Genomic DNA, 23,995 nt, shown 5'->3' with positions numbered 1-23,995 from the left:
TGAAGGCGGCCAGCGATACCAATGCCGTCGACACCCACAGACAGGCCTCCAGCCCATGGACCTGGAAGATCCAGCCGGACAGCAGCGTGCCGAGCAAACGGCCGAGGGCGTTGGACATGTAGTAGAAGCCCACGTCCAGCGACACCCCGTCCTCCTTGGCATAGGAGACGATCAGGTAGCTGTGCAGGGAGGAGTTCACCGCGAACAGCACGCCGAACAGCGTCAGCCCGCCCACCAGCACCCGCTGAGCCGGCCACCCCGCCCAGAGGCCGAGGGCGATGGCCGCCGGCAGCAGCGCCAGCAGGCCGGCCCAGAAGAAGGCGGCGCGGCCATCCGGCAGGCGTCCGCTGCGCTTGCCGGTGATGGCGGGCGCGACGGACTGGACGATGCCGTAGCCGATGACCCAGGCCGCGAGAAAGCCGCCCACCAGCCAGAAGTCCCAGCCGAACACCGTGCTCAGGTAGACCGGCAGCGCCACCACGAACCAGACGTCGCGGGCGCCGAAGAGGAACAACCGCGCCGCCGAAAGGATGTTGATCGCCCGGCTCTTGGAGAGGATGTCGCGGAACTTCGGCTTGGCCTTGGCCTTGCCCAGGTCCTTCTTCAGCAGCGCCAGGCTGCCGAGCCAGATCAGCGCCAGCACCGCCGCCATGGCGAGTACCGCCCCGGTGAACCCCAGCGAGGCGAGCAAGGCGCCGCCGAGGAAGAAGCCCACGCCCTTGAGCGCGTTCTTCGACCCGGTGAGGATGGCCACCCACTGGTACAGGGTGCCCTGCTGGCTGTCGGGCACCAGGAGCTTGATCGAGCTCTTGGCGCTCATCTTGTTGAGGTCCTTGGCGATGCCCGACAGCGCCTGGGCGCCCATCACCCAGGGGATGGTCAACCAGGCCGCCGGCACCGCGAGCATCAGCAGCGCGGCGACCTGCAGGCCGAGGCCGATGTTCATGGTGCGGTTGAGGCCCAGGCGCGCACCCAGGTAACCGCCCACCAGGTTGGTGATGACGCCGAAGAATTCGTAGAACAGGAACAGCGCGGCGATCTGCAGCGGCGTGTAGCCCAGGCTGTGGAAGTGCAGTACCACCAGCATGCGCAAGGCGCCGTCGGTGAGGGTGAAGGCCCAGTAGTTGCTGGTCACCAGCAGGTACTGGCGCACTGACGGGGAGAGGGCTGACAACGCGTTCATGATCGCGGCGCGTCCCTGTCAGCCCGCCAGGCCGACCAGCCGCGCCAGCTCGACGGTGCGGTTGGCGTAGCCCCACTCGTTGTCGTACCAGGCGTAGAGCTTCACCTGGGTGCCGTTGACCACCAGGGTCGACAGCGCATCGATGATCGAGGAGCGCGGATCGGTGCGGTAGTCGATGGACACCAGCGGGCGCTCCTCATAACCGAGGATGCCCTTCAGTTCGTTCTCGGCAGCCGCCTTGAGCAGTGCATTGACCTCGTCAGCCGTGGTCGTGCGCTCCACTTCGAACACGCAGTCGGTCAAGGAGGCGTTGGCCAGCGGCACCCGCACCGCATGGCCATTCAGCCGTCCGCGCAGCTCGGGGAAGATTTCCGCGATGGCGGTGGCCGAGCCGGTGGTGGTGGGGATCAGGCTCATGCCCGAGGCACGGGCGCGGCGCAGATCCTTGTGCGGCTGGTCGAGGATGCTCTGGGTGTTGGTCAGGTCATGAATGGTGGTGATCGAACCATGGCGGATACCCAGGTTCTCGTGGATCACCTTGACCACCGGCGCCAGGCAGTTGGTGGTGCAGGACGCAGCGGTGACGATGCGATGCTGCGCCGGGTCGAACAGCTGCTGGTTGACGCCCATGACGATGTTCAGCGCGCCCTGCTCCTTGACCGGCGCGCTGACCACCACGCGCTTCACGCCCTGGTCCAGGTAGGCCTGCAGCACGGCGACCGTCTTCATCCTGCCGCTGGCCTCGATCACCAGGTCGCAGCCCGACCAGTCGGTGTCCGCGATGGCCTTGTTGGCGGTGACCTGGATGCGCTTGCCGCCGATCACCACGCAGTCGCCCTCGGCACGGGCCTCGTGCTGCCAGCGGCCATGCACCGAGTCGAAGTTCAGCAGGTGGGCGTGGGTGGCAGCGTCGCCCGCGACGTCATTGATGCGGACGAACTCCAGCTCCGGCCAGTCCCACGCCGCGCGCAGCGCCAGGCGACCGATACGACCGAAACCGTTGATACCGACTTTGATGCTCATGCTCGTATTCTCTGGAGAAGGCTGAAATCAGTGGCCTACGTCGAACTGGCTGATCCAGTTGACATGTGCCGGGTGCTGGATGGCCTTGGGGCGCAGGGCTTGTACCTGAGCGATGGCATCTGCCCAAGGCACACCGGCCTCGATCAGGATGCGCGCCGCGATGAGCCCGGTACGGCCCGAGCCGCCCTTGCAGTGAATGGCGAGGTGTTTGCCGCTTTCCAGCAGGTTGATGATCTGTTGCTTCGACTGGCTCCAGGCCTGGGCAAAGTCTTCGAGCGGCACCTGCTCATCGGCAACCGGCAGGTGAAACCAATCCAGGCCCAATTGCTGGCAATGTTGGGCAATGGCCTCGACGCCGTTGGCGGCGAGTTCGATCGGAGGCATCAGGGTGATGACCGCCGAAGCACCGGCTTGTTGAAGCGTTACCAGCGCTTCGTCAAGCGAGGTGTCCTTGGTGCCTGGGCAAGGCGTGAAGATCAGCTTGCCCTGAAGGGCAGGAATGCTGAGTACATCGTAGGGGTGGGCCATGTAAGGTGAATCCTGCGATCAGATGGAACGTTGGTTGACGCGTTTGGAGAGCTCTTCCGCCGACTCCTTGCGCTCGGAATAGCGGTCGACCAGGTAGTCCGAGCGCTCACGCAGCAACAGGGTGAACTTCACCAGCTCCTCCATGACGTCCACCACCCGGTCGTAGAAAGAGGACGGTTTCATCCTCCCCGCTTCATCGAACTCCAGGTAGGCTTTGGGCACCGAGGACTGGTTGGGGATGGTGAACATGCGCATCCACCGGCCCAGCACGCGCAGCTGGTTGACCACGTTGAATGATTGCGAGCCGCCGCAAACCTGCATCACCGCCAGGGTCTTGCCCTGGGTCGGGCGCACCGCGCCCATGGCCAGCGGAATCCAGTCGATCTGCGCCTTGAACACCGCGCTCATCGAGCCATGGCGCTCGGGCGAGCACCACACCTGGCCTTCCGACCAGAGCACCAGTTCACGCAACTCCTGCACCTTGGGGTGGCTGTCCGGTACGTCATCGGGTAACGGCAACCCAGACGGGTCGAAGATGCGCGTCTCAGCGCCGAAGTGCTGGAGCAGGCGCGCGGCCTCCTCCGTCAGCAGGCGGCTGAAGGAGCGCTGGCGGGTCGATCCGTAGAGCAGCAGAATTCGCGGCTTATGAGTGGCCGACACCGTGCTGCTCAGCTTGTCCAGGGTCGGCAAGTCAACCAGGTCGGCATCGAGGTTGGGTATGTGGTCGTCGGTCATGGATCTACTCCTCAGCAAGCGCGCCCTTCGGCTGATCGAACCAGCGGCGCTTCAGCCACCAGGCCACACCCACCAGCGAGATCAGTACCGGGACTTCCACCAGCGGCCCGATCACAGTGGCGAAGGCCACCGGGGACGCCAGGCCGAAGGTCGCGATGGCCACTGCGATGGCCAGTTCGAAATTGTTGCTGGCAGCGGTAAAGGCCAGCGCGGTGGTGCGCGGATAATCGGCTTCGAGCAGCTTGCCCATCCAGAAGCTGATGAAGAACATCACCACGAAGTAGATGGTCAGCGGGATGGCGATACGCAGCACGTCCAACGGCAGTTGCAGCACCATGTCCCCTTTCAGGCTGAACATCGCGACGATGGTCAGCAGCAGCGCCACCAGGGTCAGCGGACTGATCCAGGGAATAAAGCGCTCGCGATACCAGCTCTGGCCTTTCCGACAGATCAGCAACTTGCGAGTCAGGAAGCCGGTGAGGAACGGGATGCCCAGGTAGATCAGCACCGACTCGGCAATGTCGACGAAGCTGGTCTGGATCACGCTGCCTTCGAGACCGAACAGCGGCGGCAGCAGCCCCAGGAAGATCCAGGCATACACGCTGAAAAACAGGATCTGGAAGATGCTGTTGAAGGCCACCAGCCCGGCCACGTACTGGTTATTGCCCCCGGCGATCTGATTCCACACCAGCACCATGGCAATGCAGCGCGCCAGGCCAATGAGGATAAGGCCGGTCATGTACTCGGGCTTGTCTGCCAGAAATACCACCGCCAGCACGAACATCAGCACCGGCCCGATCAACCAGTTCTGCACCAGGGACAGGGCGAGGATGCGCCTATCCTTGAACACTTGCGGCAGCTCTTCGTAGCGCACCTTGGCCAACGGCGGGTACATCATCACGATCAAGCCGATGGCGATGGGAATATTGGTCGAGCCTACGGACAAGCTGTTCAGCCACGACGGAAGGCGCTCGAACAAGCTGCCGAGCCCAACGCCAAGTGCCATGGCGAGGAAGATCCAGACCGTCAGGTAGCGATCCAGAAAAGCGAGACGGCTTTTGCGCATGGTCATGTCTCTGCTGTCAAAGGGTGCCGATCAAGGCCATTTCAGCCTTGAGCTGCTCGCTGCTCATCTGCTTCAGGGGAAGCGCCAGGAAGGCCTGGACGCGGGTCTTGATCCGCTCAAGCGTGGCGTCGAAGGCCGCTTCGATCTCCTCGGGACTGCCCTGGTACTCGGACGGGTCGGCTATCCCCCAGTGGGCCTTGGTCGCTGGGCCGAAGAACACCGGGCAGGCTTCGCCAGCGGCCTTGTCGCAGACGGTAATGACAAGATCCGGTGCCAGAGCTTCATGCACGTCGCTGGATTTACTGCTCAACCCCGCTGCGGAGATACCGGCCTTCTGCAAGGTCTGGATGCTCAGGGGATGCACCGCCCCCTTCGGCTGGCTGCCGGCGCTATAGGCCTTCATGCCAGCAGGCGCCAGGTGGTTGAACACAGCTTCGGAAAGGATGCTGCGGCAGCTGTTGGCGGTGCAGAGGAACAGGACTTTCATCGGACTATCCATTTTCGACAAAGCGGAAACTGGGGCGCTCGGCCTCAGCAACAGGCAGCGACACGCTCGGGGCGGTCGCCCATGCCTTCCAGGCGTTTCGAGTCAGGACTCAGCCAATGCCTGTTGGCTTCCAGCACCGTGGTCAGCACGCGGTGCACCCAATCGGGCAGATTGGGATGCAGGCGGTAGTACACCCACTGGCCCTGGCGACGATCTGCCAACAACCCGCAGGTACGGAGCTGGGCCAGGTGCCGAGAAATCTTCGGTTGGCTCTCATCCAGCGCGCAGGTGAGTTCACAGACGCACAGCTCTTCTTCGCGGGTGATGAGCAGCATCAAACGAACTCGGGTTTCGTCTGCCAGGCATTTGAATACGGTGGTCGGGGTCAGATGGTCGGTCATAGCGCTCTCAACGTTTGGTTTTCACCAGAACGAACATCTTGATGCGTTCATGGATCTCGTGGACTGCGAGGCGGAATGCTTCGGGCTTGGTGCTCGTGACCGGGTCTTCGAAGTGCCAGGCCAGTACCTCGCCGGCACCGGGCAGCGCGTGACACTCCAGCGCCGACTTGTCACAGAGGGTGATGACGTAGTCAAAGCGCTCACCAGCAAACTCGTCGATGGACTTGCTATGCAAGCCTTCGCTGCTGATGCCCAGGTGCTGTAGCTCATCAAGGGTGCGCGGGTCGATCTCCTCTGGCGCGGTGCCGGCACTGAAGGCCTCGAAGTGCGCGGAATCGGTATGCCGAAGCAGCGCTTCGGCCAACTGGGAACGGGCGGCATTGGCGACACAAACGAACAGCACGCGGGGCTTGGAAGTCATGGGCATGCTCTTTGATAGATATGGTTTTCCGAATATATGTTTTTTCGAATGTAAGGTAAAGCTGGCTGGACGGAACGTGAGGAGCACCAGCTCATTCAAGCGACAGGAATGCCGACAAACACCACGCCAGGCGCTTTGCATCACCGGCCTCTCGAGAAACATACGATAACTCGCATATCCGAATATCGTTATGAACCTGTCATGACAGCGGTCTTAGGTTCTGTCGCCCCTCAACCCCAGCAGGAACCTTGCGATGAAAAAACTGACCCTGAGCGCGATGCTGCTGACCGGCCAGCTCGCAGGCGCCACCTTTGCCAGCCAGTTCGACAAACCTGGTTTCGTGACCAAGGTAGAAGATGGCCGACTCTGGGTGTTCCGCGAAGGCTCCCAGGAACTGATGGACTTCAAGGCGAACGGTGAACCGGCCAAGCAGTTCACCTATGTTGGCACTGGCACGGAAGGTATGACTGTGAAAGCAGTTGACGAGAAAGCCCTGAAGGACTAGCTGCAGGCCATCAAACAGTAAGGTCGGCGTCAGCACTGCTCGCGTGTTGTACTCGCGGGCAGTGCTCCACCCGAATGGGGAGTTGGCGCACAGGGCGACGCCCGGAAGCATCACCCTGCCCTCACCGAATACCTGGCTTTACACCTGGAACCGTCGCGTCTTGAAGCTGACCGTCTCTTTGAACTCCTCCACCGTGCCGATGCGACGAATGTCGGCCCACGTCCCCTTGTAATAGGGCACCACGTTCCGGTCGACCCAGGCGGTGGTCAGGTCGCCCATCACGCCGTTGTAATGGCCGAACTGCATGAAGGTCTGGCTCCGCTTGATGTCAGGCTCCAGATAGGCCAAGGCATAGGACGAGCCATAGTCGTTGTGTACCTCGACCACGTCGCCAGACTTGATGCTCAAGGCCTGTGCGTCGTCCGGATTCATTTCCAGGTAGGCCATGGGCACCCGCTGCCGCACGAACTCGTTGTACTGGTCGTGATAGAGGGTTTGCCACACCTCGTTGATGCGCCCGTTGTTGATCCAGAACCGGTATTTCTCCTTCTGCTCTGCCACCGGCTTCGGCAAGCCTGGCCAGGGTGCCGGCTTGAACTCAGCCTTGCCGTCAGACGTGTCGAACTTGTAATCGCTGTAGAGCATCTCGGTGCCGATCAGCTTGCCATCCCGGTACTCCTTGACCGGCAACTGGACACCATTGTTACCCATAGCGCGCAGCCTTTCGTAGGTGGCCAGGTTACCGGTGCTGCCACCCTGACTGTCGATGGGGCCGGCGCCGGCCTGGCCAGCCATCCGGAAGCCGTCATTGAAGGCATCTTCCTCGGTTTTCCAGTCAAACCCGGCAAAGCGTTCCGCCATGTCTTTCTTGCCTTCGGCGGTATACAGCTGGTGGAGGGTATTGGCGATGTCCGCCGCGATCAGGCAGTCGGCCTTGGCTGAGCCCGGAGGATCCATGAATTTTTCCGAGAGGCGCATCCGGCGCTCCCCATTCATGGATGTGAGGTTCATCTCGCCCGGATGGGCCGCGGGGAACATCAAATGCGCCGCCTCTGCCATCTTGGTGGGGTACAGGTTGATGTTGGTAAAGAACAGCCCGCCTTTGTTCTTCACCGCGTCGTAGATCGCATCCACCATCTGGGTGGTCGAGCCACCACGGATCTTGGCCATGGCCTCCCTGACAGCGTTGGCGCGGCGGAGAATGACCGCCCTGTGCTCCTCGGCATTGAGCGTGGTCTGGAAGGGATTCGCGCCCCAGGCCGTATACATCATGCCCTTGCCCTTGATGATCTCCTGATCCACATAGATCTTGCTGTCCCCCGGATAGGGCGGACGCGTGTACCCCTCCTGGTGTCCACCCATGCGCACAACGCCTGTCCCTCGCCGCCCGACGTTGTGGGTCGCCAGCACCAGGTCGACCAGGGCGGACTGGATCAGGTAATTGTCATTGCCCCAGATAATCCCTTTCTCGTAGGCATGCATGGTGTGGGGCCGGTGGCCTGATGCCTTCGGCTTGTAGGCCCATTCAGCCGCCTGCTTCAGCTTGTCGACGGGCACACCCGTGATGCGGCTGGTGTCCTCCAGTGACAAGCGATTGGCTTGCAGCGCTTGGTCGAAGCCCCTGGTGTGGGCCGAGATGAAGTCCTTGTCATGCCATTCCTGCTCGACCACATAGGTCAGCAGGCCGTTGAACAGCGCGATATCCGAACCTGGCTCGATATCCAGGTGCAGCACGTTGTCCTTGCCCGCCGCCTGTTCGGCCACGGCAATCGTGGTCGTCCGGCGCGGGTCCACAAAGATCACCTTCGCCGGGGCGATGCTCTCACCTGGGAATCGCTGCTTGCGCTTGTCGACCGTCTGCCCTTGCAGATTGGGTAGCCAGTGCGCCAGGAAGTAGTTGGTTTGGGTTTCGTAGGAGTTGCAGCCGATGGCGACAATCACGTCGGCCAACTCGGCGTCTTCATAGCTGTTGTTGAGCTCGCCAATCCCCATCTCGCGCGTGGCGTGGCACTCGGAGTTGTAGGCTGGGCGGTTGTGGATTCGTACCAGCGGGGTTTTCAGCGCCGTGAACATCAACTTGCCGGTGCCCCAGGTGTTCTCGAACCCCCCTCCGGCTCCACCGTGGTCAAAACAGTCGAAGGCGAGCGCGGCAGGGCCATCATTGTCGAGAATCTTCTTGGTCACGCCCGCATACAGCGCCAGTGCCTCGTCCCAGCTGGTATCGACCCACTGATCTGCCACATAGACGCGCGGGCTGCGCAGGCGCTCCTTACCCACCCCCTCGGGGTTGTACATGACCTTGGCCAGTTGACCGCCCCGCGTGGATGACAGCCCCTGGTTCACCGAACACTGCTTGTCCGGCACGATCATGATGTTGTAGCGCTTGCCGTCCTTGTCGGTGATGGTGTTCTGCATCGCCGGGGTCATCACGACTGCCAGCGGTGGCAGTTGCTTGCGAAAGTCGAGCCCCAGGGCATTTTCCTCGGGCGCCCTTCCACCTTCCTGATTCTCTGGCCATTTGTAGACGTGATAGCCACAACCCACGATGCAGAAGTGGCAGGTGAGGTTGGTCTTCTGGGCATCTGGAGGAGGCAGTGCCACGCGATCTTTGTTGGTTGCCATGTTGATCCCCTTGTCACAGGAGGTTGGACTGACGTCCGTAGATCAACCCTTCGACGGCCACTGCACGTACCGAATCATCTTGGGGGTTGTATTCGAGCACGATGCCGGGAAGGTTCTCGGTGGCCTGTCCAGACACCATCTGGCCGGCATTCTCCGGGTCGAAAATGCTGAAGTGGCAGGGACACTTGAACAGCCGTTGCTCGGGGTCATAGGCAACCGGGCAGCCCATGTGCGTACAGAGCGTGCTGAAGGCGACAATGTCCTGCTCTGGGCCTACCCCGCCCGGGACGGGGGCGCCCATCTTGATCACAGCACAGGGGGAAGCAGCATCGGGATAGGCGAATACAACGGGAGCATTGACCTTCAAACTCTTCGCCTTGGCGATGGCCGCTTTCTCGTAAGGAAGAGTGACCCGCCCTTCGGCGGTCGATGTTGCGGCTTGTGATGCCTCGGGCATCCCGATGACCACGCCAGCGGCAACTCCGCCTCCCATTTTCAAGAAGACTCTTCTGGATATTGCTGCCATCGCTGTCACCTCATATCACGTGCAGGCTCAGCCCCCGTCTGGCCTGAATGACTCATTGCTCAACTGTTCAGCATAGAAGAGAAATCCAGGACGTTCCGGCCGTTAGCCTTTCACAGTGCATGCTCGATCCCCGCCAGCACATCAGCGCAGCAACCCTCATGAATCCAGAGCCCCCAGGGGTAGAACAACCGATTGCCTTCGGCCTCGGCGACGCTTCAAGACCAAAGCAGAAGCCGTCCGCTTCGAATCCCTGGTTCGCCAGCGACTCGTCCAGGACGCCGAGTGGAATCCCAAGCCCAAGGACAAGCGTCGGCTTTCGGAGCTGGTTGATCGATGGTTCGACCTGCACGGCCATACGCTGTCGGATGGGGTTCGCCGCAAGGAGATCCTGCAGACGCTTGCCAAGGAACTTCGAGATCCGCTCGGCCGGGAACTGACCGGTAACCAGGTCAACGAGCTACGCAGGAAGCAGATAGAGAAAGGCGTAGCGGGGAAGACCCTCAATAACCGCCTGGGCTACTTGAAGGCGGTATTCAACGAGTTGTATCAACTGGGCGAAATTGAGTACCGGAATCCCTTGGAGCGAGTACGACCGATCAAGCTCCAGGAGCGCGCGCTGTCGTTCCTGAGCCTGGAAGAAATCGCCGTTTTGCTGGAAGCCCTGGACGCGCGAGACGGCTCCCCTCACCCGCCGATAATTGCCCGGGTTTGTCTGGCAACAGGCGCACGCTGGGGCGAGGTGGAAGGCCTTGATCCTGCCCTGGTGCGTAATAGCACCGTCACCTTTGCCAACACCAAGTCAAAACGCACTCGCACCATTCCCATCAATGCCGAACTAGAGAAAGCACTGAAGGCTCACCTGGCTCGCCACGGGCACTTTACGCATTGCATGGAGACTTTCCGGCGAGTGTTACGCGCAACGAAGCTCAACGTGCCCCAGGGCCAAGCCAGTCACATCCTGAGGCATACCTTCGCGTCTCACTTCATCATGAACGGCGGGAACATTCTGACCCTGCAGAAGATCCTTGGGCATACGTCGCTGACCATGACAATGCGGTATGCGCATCTGTCGCCGGATCATCTGCAGGACGCTGTAAGACTCAATCCCCTGGATCAGACTTGACCGCAGAGACTAGCAGCCCGAACTGAAATCAACGGCTAGGCTAAATCAACGACCGGTATGAGCCCAGACAGAGATTAATATCATCTCACCATCGAGATGAACGGTAGGATACGATCTCGACAATTGTTTAAACGCTTATGCAATGGAGAGCCAAACCATGCGTCAACTAAGGAAACTCATTCTTCCTTTCCTATTGCTGTTGCTTCCCTGCTCTGCAAATTCCGCCACTGCCATAGCCAAAACAATCGAAGCCTCCTCAGCGATGGACGCCCCAAATGGGAATATCAAAGCTCAAATACCTAGCGGCTCAATCGTTGCTGTTCTTGCAGTAAAAGGTGAGTGGGCAAATGTCCTCTATTCAAAAAATCATGCTCCAGGCTCGTACTTGAGTCTTTGGGTCCGCGTAAAAAATCTAGCACTTGTACAGTCCTCAACAGCTGCCGGCGACCACTGCACAACAGACTATGAGACTGATTCGCAAGTTTGTGTTTCCGTGGATGATACGAGCATTGATTGTGATGAAAATTTCGATAAAGCGGCTTACAGGGGATGTACAGCCACAGTCGAGTTTACTACGCAAACCGACTACGAAGGCGATGACTTCATAAGCGCAGACATAGAATGCACGGTAGAAATAAAGTATGAAGGCACACAGTTGATATACGCCCGCAACGACAGCAGCAGCGAAAGCACGAACGTAAGCATGTATGCAACAACGTCAAACTCAGACTCCATGGAAATTTACTTCACTTTCTCTTCATTAAACGAAGTAAACAAAGTGAACTTAACATCCGCGGGATGCGAAGTAACAAGCGCAACCAGTTATTAATCAGGTGGTTCCTATTGAAACCAGCGAGCACTCTCTAGAAGTTTTTAGGAGGATTGCGCAGTCTTGGGCAACGCGTAGGCGACCTTCGTACCGGCTTCCTTCACGAAACCACGCCGCCTCAGCTCCTGGTAGATACCGTCAATATCTTCGATGGCCTGCTTGCCCAGCTTGGCGCGAATAGTATTGAGCAGCGTCTTGATGGTCCGCGGCCGGGCGGCCTTGCGGCCGACCAGGTCAGCGATTACCAGGTTAACGTCCGATTCATTGACCGCCTTCTTTGCTTTCGAAGGGGGCGCCTTCACTGGCTCCAGCTTGGGAGAAGGTGGCGGAACGATCTTGGGCGGTGAGAAGCAAGGCATGCCTTCGATGGTCTCGGAGCGGGCAGCAAAAATGCACTTGCTCTTGAGGTGCTTGATCAGCGGATCGAAGCCCTTGTCCCGAGAAATGATGTGGAAGAACGCGTCCGGCTCATCGACGACCAGCCTGCCCAGGTAGTAGGCAACATGGAAATCCAGGGCGTTCTGACCAGGCGTATCCAACTGGATGTAATCCGCCCGATCGCCGAAGCGCTGAATGGCTACTGCAAGCTCTGCAGGAAGCTTGGTGTTGTTAGGACCTAGAAAGACCCGGACCTTGAAGTGCGGCTGCTGCAGCAGCTCCAGGGATTTGACCTGTACGCTTTCGTAGTCGATGAGAACGTAGTTCGTGCGCATCCTGGATGGCTCTGTCTTCCATGGCGATTGGCCATTCTTGTCCAGGATGAGCGAAGGCTGGAAGGGGGTAGCTGCGACGGCTTCGACACTTTTTCGACACCCGCTTTTTCGCAGGCAAAGAAAAAGCCCCTGATCTCTTTCGAAATCAGGGGCTTATCTGTACAGAAAGTGGCGGTGAGGGAGGGATTCGAACCCTCGATACGGTTTCCCGTATACACACTTTCCAGGCGTGCTCCTTCAACCGCTCGGACACCTCACCGGAATCTCTTCGAGGCGTTGGCCCCGTCGAGGTGCGCTAATTTAGTGGAGTGCTTTCCGGAATGCAAACACTTTTTTCATAAATTTCATGCGTTTATGGAAAAGCCCCTCCGCTGCCAATTTCCCCTTCTGCTGTCAAGTGTCCGACAACGGCTCTGGAAGACGTTCGGACGCGGTGCGGGCCTGCGCAGGTGCTGATTCTGACTAACCAGTCAGTCTCAGTCCTTTACCTCCACAGTAGCGCTGAGTAACGTCAGCTCACTTCTTAACAAGGAACCTGCCATGAGTGAGCTGATCTCCTACCAACTCGAAGACGGCATCGCCACCCTGACCCTTGCCAACGGCAAGGTGAATGCCATCTCCCCGGATGTGATCGCTGCCTTCAATGCCGCCCTGGACCGCGCCGAGCAGGACCGCGCCGTGGTGATCATCACCGGCCAGCCGGGCATCCTCTCCGGCGGCTACGACCTCAAGGTCATGACCTCCGGCCCGCAGAACGCCGTTGCCCTGGTCGCCGCAGGCTCCACCCTGGCCCGTCGCATGCTGGCCCACCCCTACCCCGTGATCGTCGCCTGCCCGGGCCATGCCGTGGCCAAGGGTGCGTTCATCCTGTTGTCGGCCGATTACCGCATCGGCGTCGAGGGCCCCTTCAATATCGGCCTGAACGAAGTGCAGATCGGCATGACCATGCACCACGTCGGCATCGAACTGGCCCGCGACCGCCTGCGCAAATCCGCTTTCCACCGCTCGGTGATCAATGGCGAGATGTTCGACCCGCAAGGCGCGCTGGATGCCGGCTTCCTCGACAAGGTGGTCCCCGCCGAGCAGCTGCAGGACGCCGCTCGCGCCGCCGCGCTGCAGTTGAAGAAGATCAACATGACCGCCCACCGGAACACCAAGCTCAAGGTGCGCAAGGCCCTGCTGGAAACCCTGGACGCGGCCATCGAGCTCGACCAGCAGCACCTGGTCTGAGCTGGTCCATGAAAAAAGCCCCGCATTGCGGGGCGTTTTCGTTGAGGGTGGCGTTACAGGGTGCCACCGGCACCAGGCTCGGCACCTGCCGTGAACGTCACCGGTATCGTGGTCGGGACCAGCATGGCACCCTGACCAATGCCGTGGGCCTCACCTACATCATGGTCCGCCCATGATCCGCGCCTCGCGGCCGCTGTGGGCGTTGCCCGGACCGCGCTCAGACCACCTGACCGATGATGGAGCGACCAGTGGCCGGCGCCAGCCACCCGACAATGGCCTCCACCACCGTGGCCGGCGAGCGCAGCCAGGCGCTGTGGGCGTTCTCCGAAGCGGGCCGCGGTGAAGACAGCAGGCGCACGGTGGGCGCTCCCTGGATCAGGGCCGCCAGGCCCAGGGTCGAGGCCTCGGGCGCGAAAGGGTCGCTGGCGATGCCGATGAAGAGCGAAGGCGTGGGATTGCCGGGCGCCGGTACCAGAGGCAATCCAAGGTGATCGAAATTGCCGCTCCAGGCCACCCGTCCCCAATCACGCATGAGGCTCCGCGCTTCATGGCCGCCAAAGCCTATGGCCCTGCCCGGTAGATAGCCGAAGATCGCAGTCAGCAGATTGAAGGCCAGGGACACACCGGGGGTCAGCAACCTGTGCCGGCCGCGCCAGTTGCGGTAGTGGATGTTGCCGCAGGCCACCCCCACCACCGCCACGCCTGCGTTCGGGTTGGCCGCGGCATAGAGGGTTGCGATATGCCCACCCAGGCTGTGCCCCAGCAGCACCAGCCGGCCGTGGGGAAAATGCTGCCGGGCGGCGGCCAGGAGTTTAGGCACGAATTCCTGCACCAGGTCCCGGTAGCCGTAGTCCAGCGTGCGGTTCGGCCGCGGGCCACTTTCGCCCTGGCCAGGCCAGTCCGCTACCAGCACCTGGTTACCGGCGGCTACCAGGCCCAGGGCGAATGCCTCGTACTTGCGCGCGGCCACGCCAAGGGCCGGCAGCAGAATCAGCACCGGCCCGGGCACAGCCGAGGGATAGACCCGATAGGGGCAGAGGAATTTGTCTCCAGCAAAACTGAAAGTCTCGGCCATCGATGTTGTCCTTGTTGTGATCGGGGGGCGTGAACAATCTAGAGCAGAAGCTCTAGCGGCGCCATTGCAGAACCCCGGCCATCAGCAAGACTCAAATGACCGGGCGCGATAAGCTCCGCCCCATATTTCCAACGAATGAAGGGACAGCTGAACCATGGGTCGAGTCGTTGCCGCCGCTGTATACACCAAAGGCAAGAGAGTCACCGACATAACCCTCGATGAAGGACTTCAGTGGGCCAGCAAGCCAGGTCATTTCGTCTGGATCGGCCTGCATGATCCTGGCGCGGAGGAGCTGAGTAACCTGCAACGACAGTTCGACCTGCACGAGCTGGCTCTCGAAGATGCATTGACCCGTCACACCCGCCCCAAGCTGGAGACCTTCGGCGATGCATTGTTCCTGGTGGTCTATTCACCCATCGAGGTCAATGGCGAACTGCAGTTCATCGAAACCCAGCTGTTCGCCGGCAAGGGCTATATCATCAGCGCCCGCTATGGCGAATCCGCGCCCTACTCGCGCGTTCGCCAACGCTGTGAAGCGCGCCCCCTGCTCCTCGAGCACGGCGAAGACTTCGTCCTCTATGCCCTGCTCAGCTTCGTGATGGAGAACTATCGACCGCTGATCGACAGCTTCCATTCTGAGCTGGAAGAGATCGAGCAGAACGTGCTCAAGCGCCCGCTGACGCAAGAGGATGTCGAACGCATCCAGTGCCTGCGCCGCGACCTGCTGCGCCTGCGCCGGTACATCGGCCCCATGGGCGAAATATGCGAAGAACTGCAGCGCCTGGACTTCCCCTTCATCGACAAGCACATGCGGCCCTATTTCCGCGACATCGCCATCCACGTCAATCGACTGCTGGAAGACCTGACCGGCCTGCGCGAGATGGCCGACCACGCCATCGAAATCGGCCTGCTGCTGGAGTCCTCGCGCCAGAGCGTGGTCCAGCGCAAGTTCGCCGCCTGGGCGGCCATTCTCGCCTTTCCCACGGCGGTAGCCGGGATCTACGGCATGAACTTCGAGAACATGCCGGAGCTGACCTGGCACTACGGCTATTTCGGTGTGCTGGGATTGGTGGCGACGGGCTGCACCGCGCTTTACGCCAGCTTCAAGTACTACGACTGGCTCTGAACCTCGCCCACAGAAAAGCCCGCCAGAATGGCGGGCTTTTCATTTGCAGCACTCGGCTCAGGCGGCGCGGTCGCGAGCGACGAAGCGCATCATCCATTCGGCCACGGCGGCGCCGTGGTGGTCGCGATCCAGGCTGCTGATGCCCTGGGTGTAGACCTGATCGCCCAGGAAGTCATGGCGCATATCCAGGAGGGCGCGGGAGTAATCGTGGACGAACTCGGGATGGCCCTGGAAGCACAGCACCTGGTCCTCGATGGCGTAGGCGGCATTCGGGCAGAAGTCGCTGGAAGCCAGCAGGGTCGCGTTCTTCGGTAGCTCGGTGACCTGGTCCTGATGGCTGATCAGCAGGGTCAGCTCGTCCAGCGCGGGGGTCATCCACTCCGGTTTCTGGTTCAGCTGGTAGCTGTGGGTGCCCACACCCCATCCCTGGCTGGCGCGCTCGGTCTTGCCGCCCAGCAGCAGGGCCAGCAGCTGATGGCCGAAGCAGACGCCCAGCAGCTTGTCGCCGGCGTCGTAGCGCTCCAGCAGGAAGGCCTTGAGCTTCTGGATCCAGGGGTCGTTGCCGAAGGAGTCGGCCTTGCTGCCGGTCACGAGATAAGCGTCGAACGTCTCGCCTTCAGGCGGGTAATGCCCTTGCACCACATTGAACACGCTGAACTCTGCCGCGATGGGCTGCTTGGCGAACAGTTGCTCGAACATCAGGCCGTAGCCTTTGTACTGATCGACCAGTTCGGGGCGGAGGATATCGGTTTCCAGAATGCAGATGCGAAGCGGCATGGACTAATGGTTCCTGAAGCGTGAGAAGGTGCTCGGGCCTAAATGTGCGATTTATTTAACACAGAGCCGAAGTGATTGAAATACCGCCGGTCCCCGCCGTCATAGCCGGATCCTACTGCCGCCATAGTCAACTTCGATTGCGCCTCTAGCCCAATCGTCGCCTGCAGCCCGCTCCGCTCTAGCGCGCGGCTTTCCAAGGCACGTCAAGAAAATTTGACGGCGAGCACCGGAACTATTGGTTCCGTCGATAGTTACCATGCCCATCCCTGTCTTTTTCATCGAAAAGCTTTCCGCGAATCTACGCCCCATCCAAGCCCCCGGTCGCGGAAATCCAGCCATGAGCAACCCCATAGTCAAGTACGCACGCAACGGCGCCCTCGCCAGCCTCGGCTTGTATTTCGTCGTGGTGATGGTGGTCCTCGCCGTCAGCTTCGGTTACGAGCGCGGCCGCATCGGGGCGAGTCCCGTGGATGCTTCCATGACCTTCTACCAACAGCTCAGCCAGAGCATCCCGGTGCTGTTGGCGGGCCAGAAGAAACCCAGCGGCAGACAACAAGGCTGAAATCCAGGACAGGCAAGCACCATCATGAAACAACAACGGACCCGACTCTTTCTTCTCACTGCCCTGGCGATCATGACCAATGGTTTTTCGCTGCTGGGCTTCGGCCATGGCTCGGTTGGCGCCGTGGCCAAGAACATCGAGAGCAATCACAACATCGGTCGCGGCATCCTCACCGAGCGGACCCTGAAGAGCCTGTCCGGCAACCCGCCGGCCGAGCGCGATTACCAGCTTCCGGCCGTGTTCGACATGAGTTCGCTGGTGTGCTGCAGCGACCACCTGGCGTGAAAGACGATCGCGCCTGGCAAGTTCGGGTAGACTGCCGCCCCGTTTTTCAACTCAAGGGCGCGCAACAGTGTTCATCAAGGCATTACGAGTCGGCCTGGGCCAACTGATCATCTTCCTCGACTTCATCACCCGCCCGCGCAAGCAGCGCCGCAGCCCCGTGGCACAGGCCCGGGTCGCCGAAGAAAGCGCCAGCCTCGCGCTCTACCAGTTCAATGCCTGCCCCTTCTGCGTGAAGACCCGCCGCGCCATGCACCGGCTGAACCTGCCGATCGCCCTGCACGACGCGAAGAACGACGAAGCCCACCGCGCCGCCCTGCTGGCCGGCGGCGGCAAGATCAAGGTGCCCTGCCTGCGCATCGAGGAAAACGGCGAAAGCCGCTGGATGTACGAATCCAACGACATCATCCGCTACCTGGAAAGCCGCTTCGCCAAGGCGTGAATCCACGCCGCGAGCGACAAAAAAACCGGCTCACCAGGAGCCGGTTTTTTTTTGCTGGCCAGAGTCCTAGAAACGCTCGCCTTTCGCCGCCTTGTCCAGCAGCAGTGCCGGCGGCTCGAAGCGTTCGCCGTACTGCTCGGCCAGGTAACGGGCGCGAGCGATGAAGTCGTCCAGGCCGTACTGGTTGATGAACTGCAGCGCCCCACCGGTCCAGGCGGCGAAGCCGATGCCGAAGATCGAACCGATGTTGGCATCGGCTACGGAATGCAGCACGCCCTCCTCCACGCAGCGCACGCTCTCGATGGCCTGGATGAACAGGATGCGGTCACGCACGTCCTCCTGGGGAATCTGCCGGTCGGATTTCTCGAAGCGCGCCTTCAGCTCCGGCCAGAGATGCTTCTTGCCGCCCGCTGGGTACTCGTAGAAGCCGCCGCCGGCCGCCTTGCCCGGGCGCTTGTACTCGTTGAGCATCAGGTCGATCACGGCGAAGGCCGGATGCTGCGGCATCGCCTTGCCTTCGGCCTTTAGGTCCTCGGAGGTCTGGTTGCGGATATGGGTCATCAGGCTCATGGAGACTTCGTCGGAAATCGCCAAGGGCCCCACCGGCATGCCGGCCTTGCGGGTCTCGTTCTCGATCATCGCGGCGGACACGCCCTCACCCAGCATGGCGATGCCTTCGTTGGTGAAGGTGCCGAACACGCGCGAGGTGAAGAAGCCGCGGCTGTCGTTGACCACGATGGGCGTCTTCCTGATCTGCAACACGTAGTCGAAGCCACGGGCCAGGGTTTCATCCGAAGTCTTCTCACCGCGGATGATCTCCACCAGCGGCATGCGGTCCACCGGACTGAAGAAGTGCAGGCCGATGAACTTCTCCGGCTTGCTCACCGCTTTGGCCAGCCCGGTGATGGGCAGGGTCGAGGTGTTGGAAGCGATCACCGCATCCGGCAGCGCGGTGGCTTCAGCGGCGGCGCTGACCTTGGCCTTCAGCTCTCGGTTCTCGAACACGGCTTCGATGATCAGGTCGCAGCCCTCGAAGTCGGCATCACGATCAGTAGCCTTGATGCGGGCGAGAATGGCGTCGCGCGCATCAAGAGCCATGTGACCACGGCTCACCAGTTGGTCCAGCAGGCCCTGGGTGTACGCCTTGCCTCTCTCCGCCGCTTCCACCGACACGTCCTTCAACACCACGTCGATGCCGGCAATGGCCGAGACATAGGCAATACCCGCGCCCATCATGCCGGCGCCGAGCACGCCCACTTTCTTCGTCACATGGGGCGCCGGGCCCTTGGGCCGCGAGCTACCGGCATTGATCTCGTTCAACTGGAACCAGAAGGTGCCGATCATGTTCTTCGCCACCTGGCCGGTGGTGAGCTCGGTGAAGTAGCGCGCCTCGATCAACTGGGCCGTGTCGAAGTCCACCTGGGCGCCTTCGACGGCGGCGCACATGATCTTCTCCGGCGCCGGGAAGCAGCCTTTGGTCTTGTCGCGCAGCACGGACGGGGCGATGGCCAGCATCTGCGCCACGTTGGGGCTGGACGGGGTGCCGCCGGGAATCTTGTAGCCGGCGGTGTCCCAGGGTTGCGCGGATTTGGGATTGGCGCCGATCCAGGCGCGAGCCTTGGCCAGCATCTCTTCCGCACTCTCGGCGATGTCGTGGATCAGCCCGGCCTTGAGCGCCTGCACCGGACGCACCTTGCGGCCTTCGGCCAGGTACGGCAGCGCCTTCTCGATGCCCAGCAGGCGCACCATGCGCACCACGCCGCCGCCACCGGGCAGCAGGCCGAGGGTCACTTCCGGCAGGCCGAGCTGCACACTGTTGTCGTTCAGGGCGATGCGGTGATGGCAGGCCAGGCAGATCTCCCAGCCGCCACCCAGGGCCGCGCCATTGATGGCGGCGACCACCGGCTTGCCGAGGGTTTCCAGGCGGCGCAGCTGGCCCTTGATGCCCAGCACCATCTGGTAGAAGGCGTTGGCCTCGGCCTTGGTGACCTTGATCAGTTCGTTGAGGTCGCCGCCGGCGAAGAAGGTCTTCTTGGCCGAGGTGATGATGACCCCGGCGATGCTGTCCTTCTCGGCTTCCAGGCGTTCCACGGCCTTGCTCATGGCCTCGCGGTACACCGCGTTCATGGTGTTGGCGCTCTGGCCTGGCATGTCCATGGTCAGGACGACGATATTGTCCTGGCCTTTCTCGTAACGAATGGCGTCTGTCATTTTTCTTCTCCGCCTCAAACCTTCTCGATGATCGTCGCGATGCCCATGCCGCCGCCCACGCAGAGGGTGGCCAGGCCGTAGCGCAGGTTGCGCGCTTCCAGTTCGTCCAGCAGGGTGCCGAGGATGGCGCAGCCGGTAGCGCCCAGCGGGTGCCCCATGGCGATGGAGCCGCCGTTGACGTTGACCTTCTCTTCCGGGACGCCCATGTCCTTCATGAACTTCATCACCACCGAGGCGAAGGCTTCGTTGACTTCGAACAGGTCGATGTCCGCCACCGCCAGGCCGGCCTTGGCCAGGGCCTTGCGGGTCGCCGGCGCGGGGCCGGTGAGCATGATGGTTGGGTCGGTGCTGGTGACCGCCGTGGCGACGATGCGCGCGCGGGGTTTCAGCCCCAGCTCCTTGCCCTTGGCGGCGGAGCCGATGAGCATGGCGGCGGCGCCGTCGACGATGCCGGAGCTGTTGCCCGGCGTGTGCACGTGGAGGATGCGCTCCACCTGGCTGTACTTGCGCAGTGCGGTGGCGTCGAAGCCCATCTGCCCCATCATTTCGAAGCTCGGCTTGAGTGCGCCGAGGCCTTCCAGGGTGGATTCGCCACGGATGAACTCGTCATGGTCGAGCAGGACGATGCCGTTCTGATCGGTAACCGGCACCAGGGATTTCTTGAATGCGCCATTGGCGCTGGCGCGAGCGGCCTTCTGCTGGGAGCGCAGGGAGAAGGCGTCGACATCCGTGCGGCTGAAGCCTTCCAGGGTGGCGATCAGGTCGGCGCCGATGCCCTGGGGCACGAAGTTGGTGTGCAGGTTGGTCTCCGGGTCCATGGCCCAGGCGCCGCCGTCGGAGCCCATGGGTACGCGAGACATGGATTCCACACCGCCGGCCACCACCAGGTCCTCGAAGCCGGAGCGTACCTTCATCGCCGCCAGGTTCACCGCCTCCAGGCCCGAGGCGCAGAAGCGATTGATCTGCTGGCCGGATACGGTCTCGTCCCAGTCGGCCACCAACGCGGCGGTCTTGGCGATGTCGGCGCCCTGGTCGCCCACCGGCGTCACGCAGCCGAGGACGATGTCGTCCACCTGGCTGGTGTCCAGGTCATTGCGCTCGGCCAGGGCACGCAGCAGCCCGGCGATCAGGTTGACCGGCTTGACGCTATGCAGCGCGCCATCCTTCTTGCCCTTGCCGCGGGGCGTGCGCACCGCGTCGAAAATGAATGCTTCGGTCATGGCGTCCTCTTGAGGCAGCTAGGCGGCACTGGGGTGCCCGTAGTTGTTATGGGGGTGGCGTTACCTTATCGCTATAGGCCATCGGCTCAATGACGGAAATGCTCAGCCCCATTGACCGCTGCGCTCAGACGAACGGTCGGTTGATGGCCAGTTACTGGCCAAGGTGAAAGGGATGTGTCTGGCCTCGGGGCTGCTCCGGGGCGCCTGGACGTGCTCAATAGCCAGGAATTACTACAGGAGCCCTGTTAGTTCCCAAGCGATCTAAGTGGACTGTGATGCGGGCCCTAGAGTTTGAAATGCAAGTGGCCGCTGCCGGGTTTTGCCGGAGCGGCTTTTTGTCCCTAGCCACGGAGGAAAGCTTGGTTGCGGGCCGGCCGTAGGGAGCCCGATCCGACGCACCTCCTACAACAAAAAAGGCAGTTGGCCATGTTCAAGCAGCCGAAAATGCGGCAAGCGAGCCTGATCGTCTTTGCCACAGCAGTGGTTCTCATCCTTCCCAACCTGACCCGTCTGGTCAGCTGAATCTTCATCATCCAACCCAGTGGTCGTCCTGTGCTGCGCACCGCCCAAGGCGGTCAACGCAGCGCGGGTAGCCACCACGCCAGCAGCATCGGAATCAGCACGAAGGACAGCAGCGTCGAGCACAGCACCAGGCTCGCCACCGCTTCCGGCGAACGACCCGCGCGCACCGCGAACAGGTAGTTGAACACCGCCACCGGCATTGCCGACTGCAACACCAGCACACCTTGGGCCAGGGGCGGCAGCCCCAGCAGCAATCCCACCAGCCAACCCACAGCGGCGCCGCAGAGAATTCGCAGGGCGCCCAGCAGCATGCCGTTGCCCAGGTGCCGCACGTGGATGCTGGCCAGGGACACGCCCAGGGTCAGCAGCATCAACGGGATGGTCATGCCGCCCAGCAGACCGATGGTGTTGGCCAGCCAGCGCGGCAGCTCGAGGTCCCAGATCACCAACGGCAAGGCCAGAGCCAGGCTGATGATGATGGGGTTGGCCAGGAGCCGCTTCGGCGACCGCTCGCTGCCGGAAAGCAGCAGGCCGAGGCTGAAATGCCCCACCGAGAGCACCAGGAAGAAGGCCACCGCCAGCGCCAGGCCTTTCTCGCCAAAGGCGTAGAGGGCGATGGGCAGGCCCATGTTGCCGGAGTTGGGAAAGAGATAGGCCGGCACCAGGATGCGCCAGTCCTGCTTGAACACCCGACTGAGCAGGCTGCCGATCAACCCCATCACCACCATCACCAGCAGGCAGGCGATGGCCAACTGGCCGAACGCATGGCGGTCAATCTCGGTACGGCTCAGGGTGGCCAGCACCAGGCTCGGTGTGCCGATATTCAAAACCAGGCGCGCAATGAACTCGGTGGGGTAAGGCTGACCCGAGCGGGCCCATCCATAGCCGATGCCGGCGACTATCAGCACCGGCGCCATGACCGCGAACAACTCGGCCAGCATGGCCTCTCCTTAAAAGCACGGGTGCCTTACAACGGCCCCCAAACACGCTTTGGTTATGACGGGAAGCCGCGATCCTAACGGCCTGCGCCCCCTCCGGGCAATTGTGCTAGGTTGCCAGGAAACACCTTGTAGGAGCCGCCACCATGCGTACTCTGCTCGCTGTTCTCGCCCTCTCACTCAGCCTGCCGGCGGCCGCCGGCGATACCGACCAGGCCGCAGCCGTGCAAGCCATGCAACAACCAAACGCCGTGCTGATCGACGTGCGCACGCCGGAAGAAATCGCCCAGGGCGCCATCCCCGGAGCCAGCAACATCGGCTACGAAGAAATCGGCGAACGCATTGCCGAAGTCGCCCCGGACAAGGACACCCCCATAGTGCTCTACTGCCGTAGCGGCCGCCGTTCCGGCATCGCCCAGGACAGCCTGCGGGAATTGGGCTATAGCCAGGTGATCAACGGCGGCGGTTACCTGGACCTGAAAACTGCCCTGGACAAGGACTGATCGATGCGCAAAGCGCTACTCGCCCTGCTCTTCTGCTTCACCCCGCTGCACGCCGCCGAGCTGACCCTGGAGCTGCCCGGCGGCACCCGTACCCTGGACACCGCCACCCTCCTCGCCCATCCCCAGGCGCAGGAGGTGGCCATCCCGGACGATGTCTCCTACAAGCGGACCATGCACTACCGCGCCGTGCCCCTGGCCGCGCTGCTGGACGGGGTGTCGCCCGCGCAGCACCTGCAGGCTGTGGCCCTGGACGGCTTCGCCGCTGAACTGGCCGCCGAGCCACTGCTGGCGCGGGACGGCGCCCGCGCCTGGCTAGCCATAGAAGATCCCGCCAGACCTTGGCCGCCGCTGGCCGAAGGCAAGCCCAGCGCCGGGCCTTTCTACCTCGTCTGGACCGACCCCAAGGCCGCCGACATAGGTCCGGAACAGTGGCCCTTCCAAGTGGTTCGCATCCGCTACCTGCCCTCGGTGGCCGAACGCTTCCCCGCGCTGCGCCCGGCCGCCGACGCCAACGCCGAGGTGCGCGCCGGCTTCGCCCAGTTCCAGAAGAATTGCCTGGCCTGCCACCGTATCAATGGCGCCGGTGACGCCCAGTTCGGCCCGGATCTAAACATCCCCCACAACCCCACGGAATACCTCGCCGGCGACTTTCTCCCGCGTTATATCCGCGACCCGCAAAGCCTGCGCCGCTGGCCCCAGGGCAAGATGCCGGCGTTCCCCGCTCAGGTGATCAGTGATGAAGAGCTGGCGCAGCTGATCGGCTACCTGCGGCATATGGCGGGGAGGAAGGTGCAGCCCTGAGAGAGGCCGAGGCCCGGAGATGTTGGGCTTCGCTCAGCTCAGCCACAACCTACGCAGGTGTGCTCCTTGTGGGGAAGGAATTCATTCGCAAAGGCGGGCCGCCAGCGCGCCCATCACACGTTGTACCCCACCGGCGGCGGCAGT

26 protein-coding genes and 1 tRNA gene are annotated in these 23,995 nt (G+C 62.0%); 10 read left to right on the top strand and 17 right to left on the bottom strand.

The window, feature by feature from the left end; translation table 11 throughout:
• The 8 genes from arsJ to E8F12_RS08970 form a co-directional block, all read right to left on the bottom strand.
• Nucleotides 1–1,183, bottom strand: a 1,183-nt coding sequence (gene arsJ, locus E8F12_RS09005; protein WP_280323429.1) for an organoarsenical effux MFS transporter ArsJ, incomplete at its 3' end; no start/stop codon positions are given.
• 18 nt (nt 1,184–1,201) lie between these two features.
• On the bottom strand, nt 1,202–2,206 hold the full coding sequence (locus tag E8F12_RS09000; protein WP_280324899.1) for an ArsJ-associated glyceraldehyde-3-phosphate dehydrogenase: 1,005 nt from the start codon (nt 2,204–2,206) through the stop codon (nt 1,202–1,204).
• 27 nt (nt 2,207–2,233) lie between these two features.
• Nucleotides 2,234–2,734, bottom strand: a complete 501-nt coding sequence (locus E8F12_RS08995) for a cyclin-dependent kinase inhibitor 3 family protein (protein WP_280324898.1) — start codon at nt 2,732–2,734, stop codon at nt 2,234–2,236.
• An 18-nt stretch (nt 2,735–2,752) separates the two neighbouring features.
• Nucleotides 2,753–3,469, bottom strand: coding sequence for an arsenical resistance protein ArsH (arsH, locus tag E8F12_RS08990; protein WP_280324897.1), 717 nt, complete (start codon nt 3,467–3,469; stop codon nt 2,753–2,755).
• Between the two features lie 4 nt (nt 3,470–3,473).
• Entirely contained in the window at nt 3,474–4,535 is a 1,062-nt protein-coding gene (gene arsB / locus E8F12_RS08985; protein ID WP_280324896.1) for an ACR3 family arsenite efflux transporter, read from the bottom strand.
• Nucleotides 4,536–4,551: 16 nt separating this feature from the next.
• Nucleotides 4,552–5,022, bottom strand: a complete 471-nt coding sequence (locus tag E8F12_RS08980) for an arsenate reductase ArsC (protein WP_280324895.1) — start codon at nt 5,020–5,022, stop codon at nt 4,552–4,554.
• 44 nt (nt 5,023–5,066) lie between these two features.
• Complete coding sequence (locus E8F12_RS08975; RefSeq protein ID WP_280324894.1) at nt 5,067–5,423, bottom strand: metalloregulator ArsR/SmtB family transcription factor; 357 nt, start codon at nt 5,421–5,423, stop codon at nt 5,067–5,069.
• A gap of 7 nt (nt 5,424–5,430) precedes the next feature.
• A complete protein-coding gene (locus E8F12_RS08970) occupies nt 5,431–5,844 on the bottom strand; it encodes an arsenate reductase ArsC (protein WP_280324893.1) in 414 nt (137 codons plus the stop codon).
• A gap of 253 nt (nt 5,845–6,097) precedes the next feature.
• On the opposite strand from E8F12_RS08970, the gene E8F12_RS08965 reads away from it, so the two are divergent.
• Entirely contained in the window at nt 6,098–6,349 is a 252-nt protein-coding gene (locus E8F12_RS08965) for a hypothetical protein (protein WP_280324892.1), read from the top strand.
• 138 nt (nt 6,350–6,487) lie between these two features.
• On the opposite strand, the gene E8F12_RS08960 is transcribed toward E8F12_RS08965, so the two are convergent.
• Nucleotides 6,488–8,971, bottom strand: coding sequence for an arsenate reductase (azurin) large subunit (locus E8F12_RS08960; RefSeq protein WP_280324891.1), 2,484 nt, complete (start codon nt 8,969–8,971; stop codon nt 6,488–6,490).
• 13 nt (nt 8,972–8,984) lie between these two features.
• Nucleotides 8,985–9,497 carry an arsenate reductase (azurin) small subunit gene (locus tag E8F12_RS08955; protein ID WP_280324890.1) on the bottom strand — a complete coding sequence of 171 codons (513 nt, stop codon included), beginning with the start codon at nt 9,495–9,497 and terminating at the stop codon, nt 8,985–8,987.
• A 115-nt stretch (nt 9,498–9,612) separates the two neighbouring features.
• On the opposite strand from E8F12_RS08955, the gene E8F12_RS08950 reads away from it, so the two are divergent.
• Nucleotides 9,613–10,620, top strand: a complete 1,008-nt coding sequence (locus tag E8F12_RS08950; RefSeq protein WP_280324889.1) for a tyrosine-type recombinase/integrase — start codon at nt 9,613–9,615, stop codon at nt 10,618–10,620.
• A gap of 157 nt (nt 10,621–10,777) precedes the next feature.
• Nucleotides 10,778–11,449 (top strand): hypothetical protein, encoded by a 672-nt coding sequence (locus tag E8F12_RS08945; RefSeq protein WP_280324888.1) that lies wholly within the window; start codon nt 10,778–10,780, stop codon nt 11,447–11,449.
• A 44-nt stretch (nt 11,450–11,493) separates the two neighbouring features.
• Here E8F12_RS08945 and E8F12_RS08940 read toward each other — a convergent pair whose 3' ends face one another.
• Both E8F12_RS08940 and E8F12_RS08935 read right to left on the bottom strand, forming a co-directional pair.
• Nucleotides 11,494–12,162, bottom strand: a complete 669-nt coding sequence (locus E8F12_RS08940) for a PIN domain-containing protein (RefSeq protein WP_280324887.1) — start codon at nt 12,160–12,162, stop codon at nt 11,494–11,496.
• Between the two features lie 169 nt (nt 12,163–12,331).
• Nucleotides 12,332–12,421 (bottom strand) — tRNA-Ser (locus E8F12_RS08935).
• 281 nt (nt 12,422–12,702) lie between these two features.
• On the opposite strand from E8F12_RS08935, the gene E8F12_RS08930 reads away from it, so the two are divergent.
• Nucleotides 12,703–13,392: a crotonase/enoyl-CoA hydratase family protein gene (locus E8F12_RS08930; RefSeq protein ID WP_280324886.1), complete on the top strand. Its 690-nt coding sequence runs from the start codon at nt 12,703–12,705 to the stop codon at nt 13,390–13,392.
• 217 nt (nt 13,393–13,609) lie between these two features.
• Here the strand turns inward: E8F12_RS08930 and E8F12_RS08925 are convergent, their stop codons facing one another.
• Complete coding sequence (locus E8F12_RS08925) at nt 13,610–14,467, bottom strand: alpha/beta fold hydrolase (RefSeq protein ID WP_280324885.1); 858 nt, start codon at nt 14,465–14,467, stop codon at nt 13,610–13,612.
• Between the two features lie 154 nt (nt 14,468–14,621).
• On the opposite strand from E8F12_RS08925, the gene E8F12_RS08920 reads away from it, so the two are divergent.
• A complete protein-coding gene (locus E8F12_RS08920; RefSeq protein ID WP_280324884.1) occupies nt 14,622–15,593 on the top strand; it encodes a magnesium and cobalt transport protein CorA in 972 nt (323 codons plus the stop codon).
• Nucleotides 15,594–15,650: 57 nt separating this feature from the next.
• Here the strand turns inward: E8F12_RS08920 and E8F12_RS08915 are convergent, their stop codons facing one another.
• Nucleotides 15,651–16,370 carry an amidotransferase gene (locus E8F12_RS08915; protein ID WP_280324883.1) on the bottom strand — a complete coding sequence of 240 codons (720 nt, stop codon included), beginning with the start codon at nt 16,368–16,370 and terminating at the stop codon, nt 15,651–15,653.
• Nucleotides 16,371–16,707: 337 nt separating this feature from the next.
• Between E8F12_RS08915 and E8F12_RS08910 the strand changes: the two genes are divergently transcribed.
• The 3 genes from E8F12_RS08910 (at nt 16,708) to E8F12_RS08900 (ending at nt 17,656) form a co-directional block, all read left to right on the top strand.
• Nucleotides 16,708–16,932 carry a hypothetical protein gene (locus E8F12_RS08910; RefSeq protein ID WP_280324882.1) on the top strand — a complete coding sequence of 75 codons (225 nt, stop codon included), beginning with the start codon at nt 16,708–16,710 and terminating at the stop codon, nt 16,930–16,932.
• Between the two features lie 24 nt (nt 16,933–16,956).
• Nucleotides 16,957–17,217, top strand: coding sequence for a hypothetical protein (locus E8F12_RS08905; RefSeq protein WP_280324881.1), 261 nt, complete (start codon nt 16,957–16,959; stop codon nt 17,215–17,217).
• Between the two features lie 67 nt (nt 17,218–17,284).
• Entirely contained in the window at nt 17,285–17,656 is a 372-nt protein-coding gene (locus E8F12_RS08900) for a glutathione S-transferase N-terminal domain-containing protein (protein WP_280324880.1), read from the top strand.
• A gap of 66 nt (nt 17,657–17,722) precedes the next feature.
• Here E8F12_RS08900 and E8F12_RS08895 read toward each other — a convergent pair whose 3' ends face one another.
• From E8F12_RS08895 to E8F12_RS08885, 3 genes are all read right to left on the bottom strand, one after another.
• On the bottom strand, nt 17,723–19,867 hold the full coding sequence (locus E8F12_RS08895; protein WP_280324879.1) for a 3-hydroxyacyl-CoA dehydrogenase NAD-binding domain-containing protein: 2,145 nt from the start codon (nt 19,865–19,867) through the stop codon (nt 17,723–17,725).
• Nucleotides 19,868–19,881: 14 nt separating this feature from the next.
• Complete coding sequence (locus E8F12_RS08890) at nt 19,882–21,087, bottom strand: acetyl-CoA C-acetyltransferase (RefSeq protein WP_280324878.1); 1,206 nt, start codon at nt 21,085–21,087, stop codon at nt 19,882–19,884.
• A 575-nt stretch (nt 21,088–21,662) separates the two neighbouring features.
• Nucleotides 21,663–22,550, bottom strand: coding sequence for an AEC family transporter (locus E8F12_RS08885; RefSeq protein WP_280324877.1), 888 nt, complete (start codon nt 22,548–22,550; stop codon nt 21,663–21,665).
• Between the two features lie 143 nt (nt 22,551–22,693).
• On the opposite strand from E8F12_RS08885, the gene E8F12_RS08880 reads away from it, so the two are divergent.
• Entirely contained in the window at nt 22,694–23,050 is a 357-nt protein-coding gene (locus tag E8F12_RS08880) for a rhodanese-like domain-containing protein (protein ID WP_280324876.1), read from the top strand.
• Nucleotides 23,051–23,053: 3 nt separating this feature from the next.
• Nucleotides 23,054–23,851 (top strand): cytochrome c, encoded by a 798-nt coding sequence (locus E8F12_RS08875; protein WP_280324875.1) that lies wholly within the window; start codon nt 23,054–23,056, stop codon nt 23,849–23,851.
• Nucleotides 23,852–23,995 lie beyond the last annotated feature (144 nt).

Source organism: Pseudomonas sp. BN102, assembly GCF_029871245.1.
Lineage (GTDB): Bacteria > Pseudomonadota > Gammaproteobacteria > Pseudomonadales > Pseudomonadaceae > Metapseudomonas.
This window is presented reverse-complemented; position numbering and strand designations above follow the sequence as displayed.